Source organism: Streptomyces sp. NPDC001380 (assembly GCF_042895785.1).
Classification (GTDB): domain Bacteria; phylum Actinomycetota; class Actinomycetes; order Streptomycetales; family Streptomycetaceae; genus Peterkaempfera.
Map to the genome: position 1 here is coordinate 394,217 of NZ_JBIAWP010000002.1, position 15,538 is coordinate 409,754.

General features: G+C 77.8%; 11 protein-coding genes. 4 read left to right on the top strand and 7 right to left on the bottom strand.

All coding sequences use genetic code 11. The annotated features are described in order from the left end of the window. The first annotated feature begins 838 nt into the window (after positions 1-838). Positions 839-1,993: an ROK family glucokinase gene (locus tag ACFY07_RS04470; protein WP_230648034.1), complete on the top strand. Its 1,155-nt coding sequence runs from the start codon at positions 839-841 to the stop codon at positions 1,991-1,993. Positions 1,994-2,096: 103 nt separating this feature from the next. On the opposite strand, the gene ACFY07_RS04475 is transcribed toward ACFY07_RS04470, so the two are convergent. After that, positions 2,097-3,062 (bottom strand): threonine/serine dehydratase, encoded by a 966-nt coding sequence (locus tag ACFY07_RS04475; protein WP_230648033.1) that lies wholly within the window; start codon positions 3,060-3,062, stop codon positions 2,097-2,099. A 391-nt stretch (positions 3,063-3,453) separates the two neighbouring features. On the opposite strand from ACFY07_RS04475, the gene ACFY07_RS04480 reads away from it, so the two are divergent. Beyond that, positions 3,454-4,029 carry a hypothetical protein gene (locus tag ACFY07_RS04480; protein WP_390867326.1) on the top strand — a complete coding sequence of 192 codons (576 nt, stop codon included), beginning with the start codon at positions 3,454-3,456 and terminating at the stop codon, positions 4,027-4,029. A 176-nt stretch (positions 4,030-4,205) separates the two neighbouring features. Here ACFY07_RS04480 and ACFY07_RS04485 read toward each other — a convergent pair whose 3' ends face one another. The 5 genes from ACFY07_RS04485 to ACFY07_RS04505 all read right to left on the bottom strand — a co-directional run bounded on the left by ACFY07_RS04485 (position 4,206) and on the right by ACFY07_RS04505 (position 11,201). Further along, positions 4,206-5,120 (bottom strand): 1-aminocyclopropane-1-carboxylate deaminase/D-cysteine desulfhydrase, encoded by a 915-nt coding sequence (locus ACFY07_RS04485; RefSeq protein WP_390867327.1) that lies wholly within the window; start codon positions 5,118-5,120, stop codon positions 4,206-4,208. Between the two features lie 124 nt (positions 5,121-5,244). After that, a complete protein-coding gene (locus ACFY07_RS04490) occupies positions 5,245-6,870 on the bottom strand; it encodes a CocE/NonD family hydrolase (RefSeq protein ID WP_390867328.1) in 1,626 nt (541 codons plus the stop codon). A gap of 207 nt (positions 6,871-7,077) precedes the next feature. Then, positions 7,078-7,947, bottom strand: coding sequence for a YceI family protein (locus tag ACFY07_RS04495; RefSeq protein WP_390867329.1), 870 nt, complete (start codon positions 7,945-7,947; stop codon positions 7,078-7,080). Between the two features lie 282 nt (positions 7,948-8,229). Beyond that, positions 8,230-10,719 carry an MFS transporter gene (locus tag ACFY07_RS04500; RefSeq protein WP_390867330.1) on the bottom strand — a complete coding sequence of 830 codons (2,490 nt, stop codon included), beginning with the start codon at positions 10,717-10,719 and terminating at the stop codon, positions 8,230-8,232. Then, positions 10,719-11,201, bottom strand: a complete 483-nt coding sequence (locus ACFY07_RS04505) for a MarR family winged helix-turn-helix transcriptional regulator (RefSeq protein WP_230648027.1) — start codon at positions 11,199-11,201, stop codon at positions 10,719-10,721. Before ACFY07_RS04505 ends, ACFY07_RS04500 begins: the two co-directional genes overlap by 1 nt. A 348-nt stretch (positions 11,202-11,549) precedes the next feature. Between ACFY07_RS04505 and ggt the strand changes: the two genes are divergently transcribed. Together ggt and ACFY07_RS04515 are read left to right on the top strand one after the other, a co-directional pair. Beyond that, positions 11,550-13,400: a gamma-glutamyltransferase gene (gene ggt / locus ACFY07_RS04510; protein ID WP_390867331.1), complete on the top strand. Its 1,851-nt coding sequence runs from the start codon at positions 11,550-11,552 to the stop codon at positions 13,398-13,400. A gap of 220 nt (positions 13,401-13,620) precedes the next feature. Then, positions 13,621-14,424 carry an exodeoxyribonuclease III gene (locus tag ACFY07_RS04515; RefSeq protein ID WP_390867332.1) on the top strand — a complete coding sequence of 268 codons (804 nt, stop codon included), beginning with the start codon at positions 13,621-13,623 and terminating at the stop codon, positions 14,422-14,424. A gap of 70 nt (positions 14,425-14,494) precedes the next feature. Here ACFY07_RS04515 and ACFY07_RS04520 read toward each other — a convergent pair whose 3' ends face one another. After that, positions 14,495-15,475, bottom strand: a complete 981-nt coding sequence (locus ACFY07_RS04520) for an acetylxylan esterase (protein WP_390867333.1) — start codon at positions 15,473-15,475, stop codon at positions 14,495-14,497. Positions 15,476-15,538 lie beyond the last annotated feature (63 nt).

Genomic DNA, 15,538 nt, shown 5'->3' on the forward strand with positions numbered 1-15,538 from the left:
GGGGCGGGGCGGCCGGCGCGGCGGGCCGGGCGTGCGCCCCCAGGACGCGCAGGGCCACCGTGGGCAGGTCGGCGCCGTCCTGCGGGAGGCCGCCCGGCGGATGCCCGGTGTCCTCCGGGACACGGGGGTGGGCCCCGGGTGCGTTCTTCCGGGGCCCGGGTCGCCGCGGGGCCCGCGATGGCGTGGTCGTCACGGGAGCAGAAGCCTTTCGGAACGGGCGCGCACCTGCCGGGCGTCCGGAGCCTGGGGGCCGGGCGCCCGCCGCCGGCCGCCGCTGGGGGGCTGCCGGACATGGCGGTGGTACGCGGTCGGTGGTGCCGGGATGCGGAGGTGCCGTGGGGTGGCGGGTGCCCGGGTCGGGTGTCCGGGTCGGGTGTCCGGGTCGGGTGTCCGGGGGCGTGCGCGGTCCCGCCGGGTCCGGCGGCCCGGTACGGGCGTGCGGCTCTCGGGGCGCGGTGGTGGAGGCGGCGGCGCGGCAGGAGGCGGCGCGGACACGGGCCGGTGCGGCGGACGTCACGGCGGCCCGCGGGTGTCCGTCGCCGTCCGGGTGGCGGGGCGTCCGTCCTGCGGTCGTTCCGCGGCGCGCAGCCGCTCCGTCCGGGGCGGCACCCCCGGGCGCGGCTCCCGCGGGCTGCGCCGGCACTGCGCCCGCCCTGACCTGAGCCGTCTCGCTCCGCGTGCGGGAAGAGGCCCGCGCGTATGGGGGAGGATAGCAGCCGGCCCCCCGCGGAGACCGGCATACGGCGCCCGCGGGGCCGTGCGCCGGGGGCGTCCGGGACGGCCACCGGCAGGCATCCACGACGACGAGCACGCCGACACGGCGGGGGCGGAGCAGGACGTGAGCAGCAGCGCAGACGCCGGACGGGAGGGGCGGCGCCCCCTCTCCGGGCTCGTCCCCGGAGCCGGTTCCGCAACCGGGGGGCACGGCGGCCGCACCGCGCAGCGCAGCGCGAGCCGCCGCCGGCGCGCGGTCCACCTCAGCTCCCTGCGGCTGACCACCGTCGGGGTCGACATCGGCGGCACCAAGGTCGCCGCCGGGGCCGTGGACGCCGACGGGCGGGTGCTGGAGCAGCTGCGCACCGAGACCCCCCACAAGAGCAAGAGCCCCAAGGTGGTCGAGGACACCATCGTGGAGCTCGTCCTCGACCTCGCCGACCGGCACGACGTCCACGCCGTGGGCGTCGGTGCCGCCGGGTGGGTCGACGCCGACCGGTCCCGGGTGCTCTTCGCCCCCCACCTCAACTGGCGCGGCGAACCGCTGCGGCAGGCCCTCAGCGACCGGCTGCGGTTCCCGGTGGTCGTGGAGAACGACGCCAACGCCGCCGCCTGGGCCGAGTGGCGGTTCGGCGCCGGCCGCGGCGAGGACCACCTCGTCATGATCACCCTCGGCACCGGCATCGGCGGCGGCGTCGTCCGGGAGGGGCTGCTGGAGCGCGGGAAGTGGGGCCTGGCCGGCGAGTTCGGCCACATGCAGGTCGTCGCCGGCGGCCACCGCTGCCCCTGCGGCAACCGCGGCTGCTGGGAGCAGTACTCCTCCGGCAACGCGCTGGTCCGCGACGCCCGCGAGCTCGCCGCCGCCGAGTCCCCCGTCGCCGAACCGCTCCTCGACCGCGTCGGCGGCGACGTCTCCGCCATCACCGGCCCGCTGGTCACCGAGGCCGCCCGGGAGGGCGACGCGGTCGCCGTGGAGCTGCTGCACGACGTCGGCCGCTGGCTCGGCGTCGGCATCGCCAACCTCGCCGCCGCCCTCGACCCCGGCCGGTTCGTCGTCGGCGGAGGGGTCTCCGCCGCGGGCGACCTGCTCATCGAGCCCGCCCGGGACGCCTTCCGGCGGACCCTCACCGGCCGCGGCTTCCGGCCCGAGGCGCAGATCGTCCTCGCCGAACTCGGCGGCGAGGCCGGACTCGTGGGCGCCGCCGACCTGGCCCGCCAGGTCGCCCGCCGCTTCCGCACCGTCAGGCGCCGCCGGGTGGAGCGCCGCGGCGGCGCCTGACCGCCGGGGCGGCCGGCCGGGGCCGCGCACCGCCGCGGGGGTGCGGCGGGGCGCCGGGGGCCGTGTGCCGGTGTCCCGGGCGCCGGTGGGTCCCGGGGGCGCCCTACAGCGCGCCGCCGTCCCCGAGGTCGGACGGGTCGGTGTTGGCGCCGCAGAGCACCACGCCGACCCGCTCGCCGGGCTCCGGCCGGTACGCGCCGCACCGCAGCGCCGCCAGGGCGGCCGCCCCGGCCGGCTCCACCAGCAGGCGGCGGCGCTCCCACAGCGCCCGCCGGGCCGCCGCGATCTCCGCGTCCGGCACCAGCACGGAGACGACGCCGTGCCGCACGGCCGCGTCGTGGGCGACCGCGCCCAGCCGCCGGGCGCCGAGCGAGTCGGCGGCGATCCCGGAGACGGGCACGTCCACCGGACCGCCCGCCGTGAGCGCGTCGTGCAGCGTCGGGATCGCCTCCGGCTCCACCGCCACCACCCGCGCCCGGCCGTCCACCGCCGCCGCGACCCCCGCGAGCAGGCCGCCGCCGCCCACCGCCACCAGCACCGTGTCCAGGCCGTCCGGCCCGGCCTGCTCCATCAGCTCCAGCCCCACCGTGCCCTGGCCCGCGCACACCTCCGGCTGGTCGTAGGCGTGGCAGAACAGCGCCCCGGTGTCCGCCGCGCGCTGCTTGGCCGCGGTGTAGGCCTCCGCGTACTCGGTGCCGTGCAGGCCGACCGCCGCCCCGGTCTCCCTGAGGGCGGCCAGCTTCACCGGCGGGGCGGTGGCGGGCACGAGGATCTCCGCCCGGACGCCGAGCCGCGCGGCGGCGTGCCCGACCGCCAGGCCGTGGTTGCCGCCGGACGCCGCGATCACGCCGGCGGCGGGCAGCGCGCCCGCCTCCCGGGCCGCGAGCAGCCGGTTGAAGGCGCCGCGGGCCTTGAACGAGCCGGAGTGCTGGAGCATCTCCAGCTTGAACAGCGACGGCCCCACGGGTGCGCCGCCCGCGTCCTCGGGCTCCAGCACTGCGACGGGGGTGGTCCGGACGCGGCCGGCGATGCGGGCGGCCGCCTCCTCGACGTCTGCACGGGTCAGCATGCGGCCGACCCTACGCCCGCCGGGCCCCTCCCGTCCCTGCTGTCGCTGCCGCCCCTTCCGTTCCGCGGAGGACGGTGGTCCGTCCACGGAGGAACGGCCGCGCTCCGGGCGGCCGCCGAGCGGTGCGGTGCCCGCGGTCCACGGGGGGACGCGGGGGGAGGGGCGGCTGCACGGGCGGTGGGGCGGCGCAGACGGGAGGGGCGGCTCGGGGGCGTGGTCCGGCCCGCCGCCGTCGCCCGGGACGCGACCGTGCACCCAGGTCCCGGACGGCGAGGTGCACCGCACGGAGATGTGAAGAAGGAGTGGACGGGGCGTCGGGTCTTCGGGCAGTGTGGTGCGGACACGACAGGTGTGGGCGCGGCCGGGCGAGGGGGAGGGTGGGGCGCGGGCCATGACGAGCACCGCCTCCTCCGCAGTCGCGGCCGCAGCCGTTCCCGCCTCCCGGCTCGACGCCCGGGTCGCCGCCGCCGCGGCCTTCCTGCCGGGACTCCGCGGTCTGCTCAGCGCCGGGACGGGCACCGCCGTCCACGGCTCCGGCCGCGCCCTGTGCGTCGCCGCCACCGGTACCGGCGCCGCCACCGGCCCGCGCGTGCTGCACAGCCGCCCGCTCGGCCCCCGCGGCCACGAGATCGTCGTCCTGTGCGCGGTGCCCGAGCGGCCCGACCCCGTCGGCGTCTCCCTGGAGCTGCTCGACCGGGCCCTGTGGGGCGAGGGCGTCCTCCTCGCCGACATGGCCGTGCTGCCCGCCGCGCGGGAGCCGGGTCCGGAGGGCGCCCCCGACGGCGCCCCGGGGGCCGCCGCCCGCATCGTCGTCGGGCTGCGTGCGGTCGACCCGGCCGTGGACCCGGGTCCGCTCACCGCCCGCCTGGAGGCGTGGCGGACCGCCGTCGAGGCCCGCGCCGCCGGCGCCGTCGCCGTCCGCTGGGCCGCCGCGCCCGCCCTCCCGGGGCGCCGCGGACCGGGCTGAGGCGCCCGGCGGCCCCCGCCCCCGCCCCCGACCCGGCACCGGTGCCTCCCGCCCCCGGACCGCCGCCCGTGCCCCGGATCCCCGCGCGGCGGCGCTGCCGCGCCGCCCGCTGTGGCGGCCCCGCCGTCACGGCCCCGCCGGGGTGGCGCGGGCCGAGGGGCGCGGGCCGCGCGGGATCACGCCGGGACCGGGTCGGGCGGTCCCGTCACGACGGCGGTGACCCGCGTGCCCGGCCGCAGCCGGCCCGCCTCCGCCAGCCGGTACACGGCGTGCAGGGTCTTGGCGACGTACCGCAGCTCCAGGGCGGTGCCGTGCCGGAGCGCGAAGCCGGCCGCGAAGTCCGCCAGCGCGGGCGGGACGCGGCCGTAGCCGCCCCCGTGGTGGTCGTGGTCGATCCGCCAGTTGGCGAAGGAGCGCCCCCAGCCCTCCGCGTGCAGCCGCGCCACCTCCCCGTCGAGGTGGCGGGCCCCGGCGACGACGGCGACGCCGAGGGCCCGCGCCCCCGGCGGCAGCCCGGCCGCCAGGCCCGCGAGGGTGCCGCCGGTGCCGACGGGGCAGCAGACCAGGTCGTCCGGGCCGAGGTCGGTGAGCTCGGCGGCGGTGGCGGCGCTGCCGCGGGCGGCGTGCACGTTGGTGCCGCCCTCGGGCAGGATCCAGCAGCGGCCCCAGCGCTCCTCCAGGGCGCGGCGGACGCCGAGGTCCGCCAGGCCCTCCAGGGTGGCGCGGTAGGCGGAGCGCGGCAGGAACGCCAGCTCCATGCCGTACGCCTCGGCGGCCCGCAGCGACCAGTTGCGCGGCCGGTCCGCCAGTTCCTCGCCGCGGACGATCCCGGTGCTGGCCATGCCGTGGGCGGCCGCGGCCGCCGCGGCGGCCCGCAGGAGGTTGGAGTACGCGCCGCCGAAGGCCAGCAGCCGGGTGTGCCCGGCGTCGGCCGCGGCGTGCAGGTTGGGGACCAGTTTGCGCCACTTGTTGCCGGGCACCGAGGGGTGGACCAGGTCGTCCCGCTTGAGCCGCAGCCGGACGCCCGCCCGTGCCAGCACGGGGTCGTCGACCTGCTGGAGCGGTGAGGGGAGGGCGGCGGGCGCGAGCACGGGGCCAGCGTACGGGGGTGCCCGGGTGCCGGGACCCGGGCGCCCCCGTGCGCACGGGTGGTCCCGGGCGGGGCGGCCGGACCCGGCCCGAGCCGGTCCGGCCGCCCCGCCCGGGACCGGCGGCTCACCTCAGCGGCACCGAGATCCACGAGGGGTCGGCGTCCGGCGAGTCGAAGCCGATCCGGGTGCCGGCGGCGTTGTGGGTGAGGTACAGCGGGTCCACGGTGTCCACCACCAGCGCCAGGCGGTGCCCGGCGGGCACGTCGTAGGCCGTGGCCTGGAGGGCGAAGTCGGCGGTGAACCGGCTCCCGGCCGTGCGCTCCACGAAGGTGTACGGCGCGTGGGCGACGAGCCGCCCGACGCCGAGCGGCCCCACGTCGTACAGGTAGGCCACCAGGCTGCCCCGGTCGTCGCCGGGGACGACGCCGAGGTGGACCCGGACGCTGCCCCGGATCCGCTGCTCCGTCCCGTACGGGTCGGACTGCCACACCGCGCTCACCGCGCGCGGCAGCAGCGGCACGGAGACCAGCGGCGGGACTTTGAGGAACTGCTCGGCGAGGTTGCTGAGGAAGACCGTGCCGCCGTCCGCGCCGGAGTCGAGGCCGGTGGCGACGGTGGTGCGCCAGCCGGCGGCCGCGCCGCCGCCCAGGCCGCCGGTGCCCAGCCAGTTGCGGGCGCCGAGGGCGAGCCTGCGGCTGGAGGTGCTGACGGCCTGCCAGCTCGGGTAGTCCTCGTAGGAGTCCTGGAGCTGCGGCTGGAGGTGGACCGGCGGCTCCCGGTCGATGCCGTTGCCGGCGCCCATGAGGTGGTGGTCGAGCCAGCGGCGCGCGTCGGTCCACACGTCGTTGGGCAGCCCCAGCAGTCCGGCGGCCTCGGCGGTGGCGTGGTCGCCGGGCCGCAGCTCCAGCCGCTTGGGCCCGGTCAGCCCCTCGTAGAAGGAGGTGAGCTGGTTGGGCGGGAAGATGGAGTCGCCCCAGGCGTTGGCCAGCATGACGGCCGTGCCGTTGGCGTTGATGCGGTCGAGGTAGGTGGCGGGGGAGCGGAGCCGTGCCCACGCCTTGACCTGCTCCTCCTTCGGGTACTCCGAGCCGAAGAAGTCGGTGAGGACCTGCTGGAGCTCGGCGCCGGGCCGCCCGGTGAGGTAGCCGGCGAGGGCGAGCAGGCCGGCGGACTGCAGGTGCTGGGTCTCGTCGCTGTACAGCGAGCCGACCAGGTCGGCCCAGCCGCTGAGGGCGGCGACGGTCCGCACCCGGGGGTCGGAGGCGGCGGCGAGGAGGCTGATCCCGGCGCCGTAGGAGACGCCGGCCATGCCGATGCGGGAGGGGTCGGCGGCGGTGTGGGCGAGCGCCCAGTCGACGACCTTCGCGGCGTCGGCGACGTCGGGCGGCCCGGCGACCTCGATGCGGCCGCCGGAGCCCCAGAAGCCGCGGGGCGTGTAGCTGACGACCACGTAGCCGGCCTGCGCCAGCTGCCGGGCCTGGGCGAGGTACTCCAGGTCGTTGAGGCTCCAGCTGGAGGGGAGCACGACCAGGGGGTGGGGGGTGGCGGTGTCGGCGGGGGCGTAGACGTTGCCCTTGAGGACGACGCCGCCCGAGCCGGGGATGTCGGTGAAGCGGAGGACGGGGGAGGCGGCGGCCGCTGCGGTGGCGGCCGGGGCGGCCTGGGCGGGGGCGGCGAGGGCGAGGGGCCCGGCGGTGAGCAGGGCGGCGGCCAGGGCGGTGGCCGCCGCCCGGCGTGCGTGCGCGCGCATGCGGTGCTCCAGTCTGCCGCGATCCGCGTGCGGTGGGTGGGCGCACGTCCGACCGGATGCGGCATCTGGAGCGTAGCTTGTGAGACTTGCTGTCAGTAACGGGCCGTAAGGTCATGTACAGGTAAAGAATGGCCGGCGAGTGGGTTCCCGCTCCCGCGCCCGTCCGACCCCGCGCCGCCCGCACCCCCGCCCGGGGCGGGCCCGTACTCACGCCTGCGGCAGCACCTCGCCCTGCACCGCCTGGACGTCCAGCTCCACCCGCAGGGTGGCGCCGATCGCGGCGATGCCGGCCTGCACGACCTGGTTCCAGTTCATCGCGAAGTCCTCCCGGCGCAGCTCCGCGGTGGCACGGAAGGCCGCCCGCACCCCGCCCCACGGGTCGGGGCCGGTGCCCAGGTAGGACAGGTCCAGGTCGACCGGCCGGGAGACGCCCGCCAGCGTCAGCTCCCCGTGCACCGTCCAGCGGTCCGGACCGGCCGGGGTGAGCCCGCCGCCGCGGTAGGCGATCACCGGGTGGTGCGCCACGTCCAGGAAGTCCGCGGAGCGCAGGTGCTCGTCGCGCATCGCGTTGCCGGTGTCCACCGACGCGGCGTCGATCTCGGCGACCACGGCGGACCCCTCCACCGCGGGGGAGATCTCGATCCGCCCGCCGAACGCGGTGAACCGCCCGTGCACGCTGGACAGTCCGAGGTGCTGCGCCGTGGCGGCGACGGTGGAGTGCGCCGGGTCGATCGTCCACGTGCCCGGCGGCGGCAGCTCCACCCCGCCCTGCCGGGCGAGGACGAGGGTGCCCAGCTCGGCCGCGCCCGACCCGGTGGCGATCGCGGTGCGCGCGGCGGGCAGGTAGCCGACCGCCGTCACCACCACGGTGTACGCGCCCGGCGCCAGCGGGCCGGTGGCCACGGTGCCGTCGTCGGCGGCCTCCGCCCGCGCCACCTGGCGGCCGGCGGTGTCGGTGACCGTGGCGACCGCGTGCGGCACCGCCCAGCCGTCCCGGGTGGACACCCTGGCGTGCAGGCCGCGGCCCCCGGTCGGGGCGCTTCCGGCGACGGAGGCGGACTCGGTGCCGATCTGCATGGTGCTCCTGCTCTCGCTTCGGGGTGTGCTCTCGTCGGGGTGGCGGGCGGTGCGGGCGGCCGGTGCGCGTGGACGGTCCGGGCGGACCGGTGCGGGCGGACCGGTGAGGGCCGGTGCGGGCCCGCGGGGCGTGCCGCGGGTGCGGGGCGGGTCCCCGCCGGGCGGGGACGCCCGGGACCGGATGCCCTTCGGTCCCGGACGGCCCTCCCGTCGCCCCGCCCCGGTGTCCCACGGGGCGGGGCCGTCGGACCGGATGCCCCCCGGTCCGGAGTGCGTGCCGTCTCAGCCGGCGGCGGGGTGCCCCAGCCACAGGTCGTGGGCGTCTGCGCCCTCCGCGGCCAGGTTGAGCGCGCTCGCCACGGGCGGGTATCCGGTGGCGGTCACGGTGTACTGGCCGCCGGTGAGGTCGGCGAAGGCGTACTGCCCGTCCGGACCGGTGGTGGCCACGCCGACCACGTTGCCCGCCGCGTCCAGCAGCGTGACCCGCGCGTCGGCGACCGGGCCGCCGCCCTGCACCCGCACGGTGCCCGCGACCCGGGCCCCGGGCTGCAGCTCCACGTCCTGCACGGTCTGGCCGCTGCCGACCACCTCGACCGGCAGCGCGGCGGGGCGGTGCACGGCGGAGCTCACCGCGAGGGTGTACGTCCCGGCGCCCACCTCGGCGAAGGAGAAGCCGCCCGCGGCGTCGGTCTTGCCGGTGGCGACGACCTCGCCGCGCAGGTCGGTCACGACGACCGTCGCGTCCTCGACCGGCGCGCCGTCCGCGGCGCGGACGGTGCCCGCCAGGCCGCCGGAGCCCGCCAGCACCAGGTCGAAGTCGACCGGCTGGTCGCCGACGACCAGCGTCGCGGCGTACGGCTCGTGCTCCCCGGCGGCGGCGATCAGCACGAAGGTGCCGCTGCCCGGCGTCGGCAGGGAGTACCGGCCGTCCTGGCGGGCCGCCGCGCGGGCCAGCTGGTGGCCGCGGACGTCGATCAGGGTGAGGGTCGCGGAGCCGACCGGCACACCGTCGGCGCGGCGGACGTACCCGCGGATCAGGCCGCCGCCGGGTGGCACGGCCTCCGTCCCGACGCCCCCGACCAGGCCGTCGGCGGCCGAGGCCACCGGGTCGGCCGCCGCCGCGGGCTCCTCGCGCTGGGCGTGCCGGCCGTGGCCGGCGACCTCGGCCGGGGCTGCGGCCGGGGCCGCCGCCGGGGCACCGGTGCGCTGCTGCTCGGAGTTCTCGGTGCGCAGCGGCACCTCCTTGATGAACAGGACCGCGAGCAGCGCCACCAGGGCGGTGGGGGCCGCGTAGAGGAACACGTCGCCCACGCCGTGGCCGAAGGCGCTCTCCACCACGCCGCGCACCGGGGCGGGCAGCGCGGAGAGCTTCGGGATCGCACCGTGGCCCGGGGCGGCGTGCACGCCGAGCTTCGCCAGGCCCTCGCTGGTGTAGTCGGTGACCCGGTGGGAGAGGACCGCGCCGAGCGCCGAGACGCCGACGGCGCCGCCGAGGGTCCGGAAGAACGCGACGACCGAGCTGGCCGCGCCCAGCTCCTGCGGGCGGACCTGGTTCTGCACGGCGAGGACCAGGTTCTGCATGGTGATGCCGAGGCCCACGCCGATCAGGAACATGTAGACCGAGGCGAGCCAGTAGTCGGTGTCGTTGCGCAGGCCGCCCATCAGGCCGAAGCCCGCGGTGAGCAGGATGCCGCCCGTGACCAGGAAGACCTTCCAGCGGCCGGTGCGGGTGATGATCCGGCCCGCGACGGTGGAGGAGAGCGCCAGGCCGACGATCATCGGCAGCGTCATCACGCCGGCCCGGGTCGGGGAGTCGCCCCGGGCGAGCTGGAAGTACTGGCTGAGGAAGGTGGTGGCGCCGAACATCGCGACACCCACCATGAGGCTGGCGACGACGGCCAGGGTCACCGTGCGGTTGCGGAACAGGTGCAGCGGGATGATCGGCTCGGCGGCCCTCGACTCCACCAGCAGGACCAGCAGGGAGAGCACCGCGGCGCCGCCCACCATGGCCCCGGTCTGCCAGGACAGCCAGTCGTACTTGTCGCCCGCGAAGGAGACCCAGACCAGCAGCAGCGACACGGCCGCGGCGATCAGCGTGGCGCCGCCCCAGTCGACCTTGACCTTGCGCCGGTGGACGGGCAGGTGCAGCGTCTTCTGCAGCACGACCAGGGCGAGCACGGCGAACGGCACGCCGACGTAGAAGCACCAGCGCCAGCCGAGCCACGAGGTGTCGACGATCACGCCGCCGATCAGCGGGCCGCCGATGGTGGCCAGCGCGAAGACCGCGCCGAGGTAGCCGGAGTACCGGCCGCGCTCGCGGGGGGAGATCATCGCGGCCATGATCACCTGGGCGAGGGCGGTGAGGCCGCCCGCGCCGAGGCCCTGGACCACCCGGGCCCCGATCAGCATGCCGGCGTTCTGCGACAGGCCCGCCACGGCCGAGCCGGCGACGTAGATGACCAGGCCGAGCTGGACCAGGAGCTTCTTGCTGGTCAGGTCGGCGAGCTTGCCCCAGATGGGGGTGGAGACGGTGGTCGCCAGCAGGGTGGCGGTGATGACCCAGGTGTAGGCGGTCTGGCTCGCGTCCAGGTCGGCGATGATCGTCGGCAGGGCGTTGGACACCACGGTGGACGACAGGATCGCCACGAACAGGCCGAGCAGGAGGCCCGAGAGGGCCTCCATGATCTGCCGGTGGGACATCGGCTCGGCCGCGTCCGCGGCCTTGCCGGCGGGTGCGGCCTCCCGCACCCCGGCGGGTGCTGCGGTTTCCATCAGAGTCCTTTCGCTCCCGAAGCCGTGCGGGAGGGGTGGTCCGGTACGCGCACGCGGCGCGCGTCGAAGCTCGTGCGGAGGCGGCCGAGGAGGTCCGCCAGTGCGGCGGCGTCCTCCTCGGGCCAGTCGGCGATGGCCTCGGCCAGCAGGTCGCGGGCCCGGGCCGTGCGCTCCCGGGCGACGCGCTCGCCCTCCGGCGTCAGCCGGGCGTGCCAGGAGCGCCGGTCCTGCGGGTTGGGGACGCGCTCCGCCCAGCCGCGCTCCTCCAGGTCGGCGAGCTGCCGGCTGGCCGCCGACACGTCGATCTCGAAGAGCTCCGCCAGGTCGCCGACCCGGAGTCCGCCGCAGCGGTGCAGCGCCGCGAGCAGGGCGAAGCCGCCCCGCGGGCCGCCGGGCCGCAGTTCGCGTTTGAAGGTCCTGATCAGCGCGTCGGTGCTGCTGAGCTGCAGCAGCAGCTCTCCGCAGCTCTCCTGCGAGACCATGACCGCCTCCATCTAGTTGCCTGAAGCAACCATAACTCCCTTGGTTGCCTCAAGCAACTTTTGCCGGAGCGTGCCGTCCGGTGACCGCTCCACGGAGCCTCCGCGCGCCTGCCGGAGCCCCCTCCGCGCCCCCGGAGCCGCCGTCGCGCCCCCCGGAGGCGCGTCCGCCGGGCGCCTCACCCGGTCACCGCCACCCGGTCACCGCCACCCGCTCGCCGTCGCCCCGGCGCCCTCGACCGGTCGGCCCCGCCCCCGGGAGGACCGCGCGCCCCGGAGGCCCGCGAGGCCCTGTTGTGCCCCCGGGGCGGCTGTGAAAGAACGGTCGGGACGCCGACTCAGGAGGTACGCATGCGCGTCCTGACCCGCCTCACCCCCTCCCTCGCCCTGGCCGCCGCGCTCACCGCCGCCCTCGCCGCTGCCCCCGGCGCCACCGCCTCGTCCGCGGCGCCACCTCCCCCGGACGGGGTGCGCGGGGCGGCGGGGGCGCACGCGGCGGCCAAGGCGCCCGAGGCCGTCGGGCGGGGCGGGGCGGTGGCGAGCGTGGACGCCGACGCGACCGCCGCCGGCATCGAGGTCCTGCGCCGCGGCGGCAACGCCGTCGACGCCGCCGTGGCCACCGCCGCGGCCCTCGGCGTCACCGAGCCCTACTCCGCGGGCATCGGCGGCGGCGGGTACCTCGTGTACTACGACGCCCGCACCCGGAGGGTGCAGACCCTCGACGGGCGCGAGACCGCCCCCCGCACCGCCGACGCCGGCCTCTTCCTGGAGGACGGCAGGCCGCTGCCCTTCGCCGACGCCGTCACCAGCGGCCTCTCCGTCGGCGTCCCCGGAACCCCCGCCACCTGGGAGCGGGCGCTGAGGCTGTGGGGCAGCAGACCCCTCGCCGACGTGCTGAAACCGGCCGAGCGCATCGCCGACCGGGGCTTCACCGTCGACGCCACCTTCCGCGACCAGACCGCCGCCAACCAGGCGCGCTTCCGCGACTTCCCCGCCACCCGGCAGCTCTTCCTCCCCGGCGGCGCGCCCCCCGCCGTCGGCTCCACGCTGCGCAACCCCGACCTCGCCGCCACCTACCGGCAGCTCGGCAGGGAGGGGACCGCCGCCCTCTACCGCGGGTCCGTCGGGGCCGACATCGTCCGCACCGTGCAGCACCCGCCCGTCGACCCCGCCGCCGCGCGGAGGGTCCGGCCCGGCCGGATGACCGCGGACGACCTGCGCGCCTACGGCGTCCGCCGGCAGAGGCCCACCCACGTGGAGTACCGCGGGCTGGACGTCTACGGCATCGCGCCGTCCTCCTCCGGCGGCACCACCGTCGGCGAGGCCCTCAACATCCTGGAGCGCAGCGGCCTCCGCCGCCTCGACGCCGTCCAGTACGACCACCGCTTCCTGGAGGCGTCCCGGATCGCCTTCGCCGACCGCAACCGCTGGGTCGGCGACCCCCGCTTCTCCGACGTCCCCACCCGGGAGCTCCTCTCCCAGCGGTACGCCGACTCCCGCGCCTGCCTGATCACCCCCGACCACGTCCTCACCAGCCCGCTCGCCCCCGGCGACCCCCGGCACCCGGGCGCCGCCGGCTGCACCGCCGCCGGGAAGGGCGCCCCCGAGGCGTACGAGGGGCCCAACACCACCCACCTGACGGTCGCCGACCGCTGGGGGAACGTCGTCTCCTACACCCTCACCATCGAGCAGACCGGCGGCAGCGGCATCACCGTGCCCGGCCGCGGCTTCCTGCTCAACAACGAGCTCACCGACTTCTCCTTCACCCCGGCCGTCCCCGGCGTCCCCGACCCCAACCTCCCCGGCCCCGGCAAGCGCCCGCGCTCCTCGATCTCCCCGACGGTCGTGCTCCGCGACGGCAGGCCGTTCCTCGCGGCGGGGTCGCCCGGCGGCGCCACCATCATCACCACCGTGCTCCAGGTCCTCACCGGCCGCATCGACCGCGGCCTGAGCCTGGAGCAGGCCATCGCCGCGCCGCGCGCCAGCCAGCGCAACGCGGCCGCCACCGGCGCGGAGCCGGCCTTCCTGGCCCTGCCGGAGCGCGCCAAGCTCGAGGCGATCGGACACGTCTTCACCGACGCGGGCGAGATCGGCGCCGCGACGGGCGTGGAGCGGCTGCCCGACGGCCGGTGGCTCGCCGCCGCCGAGCCGGTGCGCCGCGGCGGCGGCGCGGCCGCCGTGGTGGTGCCCGACCGGCGCTGACCCGGGGGCGGCGGGGCGGCGCGCCCGCACCCCGCCGCCCGCCCCCGGCGGGCGGCGGGAGCCCCCGCCGTCCGGATCCCCGGCCGCCGGGACTCCGGGGCTCCCCCTGGCCGCGTCCCCCCGTTGTCGGAGGGCGGCGGTAGCTTTGGACCGGGGTGTCCCGGGCCGTCAGGCCCGGCGCCCCGGCCCGACGTCCGCACCGCCCGGAGGCCCGCCCGCCGTGACCGTCCGCATCGCCACCTGGAACATCAACTCCATCACCGCACGGCTCCCGAAGTTCCTGGAGTGGCTGGAGGGCGCCCGGCCCGACGTGGTCTGCCTCCAGGAGCTCAAGTGCTCGACCGAGGCGTTCCCCCACGACGCGGTCAAGGAGCTGGGGTACGAGACCGCCGCCCACGGCACCGGCCGGTGGAACGGCGTCGCGGTCGTCTCCCGGATCGGCCTGGACGACGTCGTCCGCGGCCTGCCCGGCCAGCCCGGCTACCTCGCCGACGGCGCCATGATCCCCGAGGTCGAGCCGCGCGCCGTCGCCGCGACCTGCGGCCCGGTCCGCGTCTGGTCGGTGTACGTGCCCAACGGCCGCGAGGTCGGCCACGCGCACTACGCCTACAAGCTGGAGTGGCTGGGGGCCCTGCGCGCCTCGGTCGCCGACGACGCCGCGGGCGGGCGCCCCTTCGCCGTCCTCGGCGACTTCAACGTCGCCCCCGCCGACGAGGACGTCTGGGACCGCTCCGTCTTCGAGGGCTCGACCCACGTCACCCCCGCCGAGCGGGACGCCCTCGCCGCGCTGCGCGCCACGGGGCTCTCCGACGTGGTGCCGCGGCCCCTCAAGTACGACCACCCGTACACCTACTGGGACTACCGCCAGCTGGCCTTCCCCAAGAACAACGGCATGCGGATCGACCTGGTCTACGGCAACCGGCCGTTCGCCGACGCGGTCTCGGACGCCTACGTCGACCGGGAGGCCCGCAAGGGCAAGGGCACCTCGGACCACGCCCCGGTGGTGGTCGACCTCGACCTCTGATCCCGCGCCCCGCACCGCTGGTCCTCCGTCGGCGGTCCCGGGCGCCCCCCGGAAGGAGGGTGACCGTCCGTCAGGCGGGCTTGGGGGCCAGCCCCTGGCCGCGCAGCCACGCCAGCTGCTCCGGCGGGTTCGCGCCGTACCCGCCGCCGTGGTCGGCGTAGCGCCAGACCCGGATGTCCCGCTCGCCCGCGTAGCGGTGGTAGGCGGCGAAGACGGTGGACGGCGGGCAGACCGGGTCCATCAGCCCCACGCTGAACAGCGCCGGGGCGGTCGCACGGGCGGCGAAGTGCACGCCGTCGAAGTGGTCCAGCGTGGCGAAGGCGGTCTCCGCCATCCCCTGGCTGTGCCGCCGCAGGTACTGCACGAGCTCCAGGTAGGGGCCGTCGGACGCCACGTCGGCGCCGCGCCGGTAGTGGCAGAGGAACGGCACGTCGACCAGCGCGGCCCGCACCAGGTCGCCCGCCAGTCCGGCCACCGCCAGGGCGAGGCCGCCGCCCTGGCTGGCGCCCGAGACGACGACCCGCTCCGGGTCCACCCCGGGGAGCGCCCGGGCCGCGTCGACGGCGCGCACGCAGTCGGTGACCAGCCGCCGGTAGTAGTGGTTGCGCGGGTCCTCGATGCCGCGGGTCATGACGCCCTCGACCCACTGCGTGCCCTGCCCCGTGCCGTGGTCGGGGGTGTCGTGGCCCTGGCCGCGGCTGTCCACGACGAGGTGGGCGTAGCCGGCGGCCGGCATCAGCACGTGGTCGGTGGGCAGGCCCCGGCCGCCGCTGCAGCCCATGTACTTCACCACGACCGGCAGCGGGCCCCCGGCGCCCCGCGGCAGCAGCAGCCAGGCGGCGACGGGTTCGCCGTTCCAGCCGGGGAAGCGCACGTCGTGCACCTCCAGGGCGGGCAGCAGGTGGTCGCGGACGGGGGCGACGGCCGGGGATCCGCCGTGCTCCCGGGCCTCGTCCAGGGTCTCGGCCCAGAAGGCGTCGAAGCCGGCCGGGGCGGGCAGGTCGGGGCGGTAGTCGCGCAGTGCGTCGAGGGGGAGGTCGGTGAGCGGCATGGGCTCCTCCTGGCGTGGTCGGGCGGTGCGCCGGGCGGCCCGGTCGCGGACGGGCCGCCCGGC

Coding starts and splice junctions, on each gene's coding strand:
- ACFY07_RS04475 (WP_230648033.1), bottom strand. CDS start 3,062: ATGCTGACCCGTGCAGACGTCGAGGAGGCGGCCGCCCGCATCGCCGGC.
- ACFY07_RS04480 (WP_390867326.1), top strand. CDS start 3,454: ATGACGAGCACCGCCTCCTCCGCAGTCGCGGCCGCAGCCGTTCCCGCC.
- ACFY07_RS04490 (WP_390867328.1), bottom strand. CDS start 6,870: ATGCGCGCGCACGCACGCCGGGCGGCGGCCACCGCCCTGGCCGCCGCC.
- ACFY07_RS04495 (WP_390867329.1), bottom strand. CDS start 7,947: ATGCAGATCGGCACCGAGTCCGCCTCCGTCGCCGGAAGCGCCCCGACC.
- ACFY07_RS04500 (WP_390867330.1), bottom strand. CDS start 10,719: ATGGAAACCGCAGCACCCGCCGGGGTGCGGGAGGCCGCACCCGCCGGC.
- ACFY07_RS04505 (WP_230648027.1), bottom strand. CDS start 11,201: ATGGTCTCGCAGGAGAGCTGCGGAGAGCTGCTGCTGCAGCTCAGCAGC.
- ggt (WP_390867331.1), top strand. CDS start 11,550: ATGCGCGTCCTGACCCGCCTCACCCCCTCCCTCGCCCTGGCCGCCGCG.
- ACFY07_RS04520 (WP_390867333.1), bottom strand. CDS start 15,475: ATGCCGCTCACCGACCTCCCCCTCGACGCACTGCGCGACTACCGCCCC.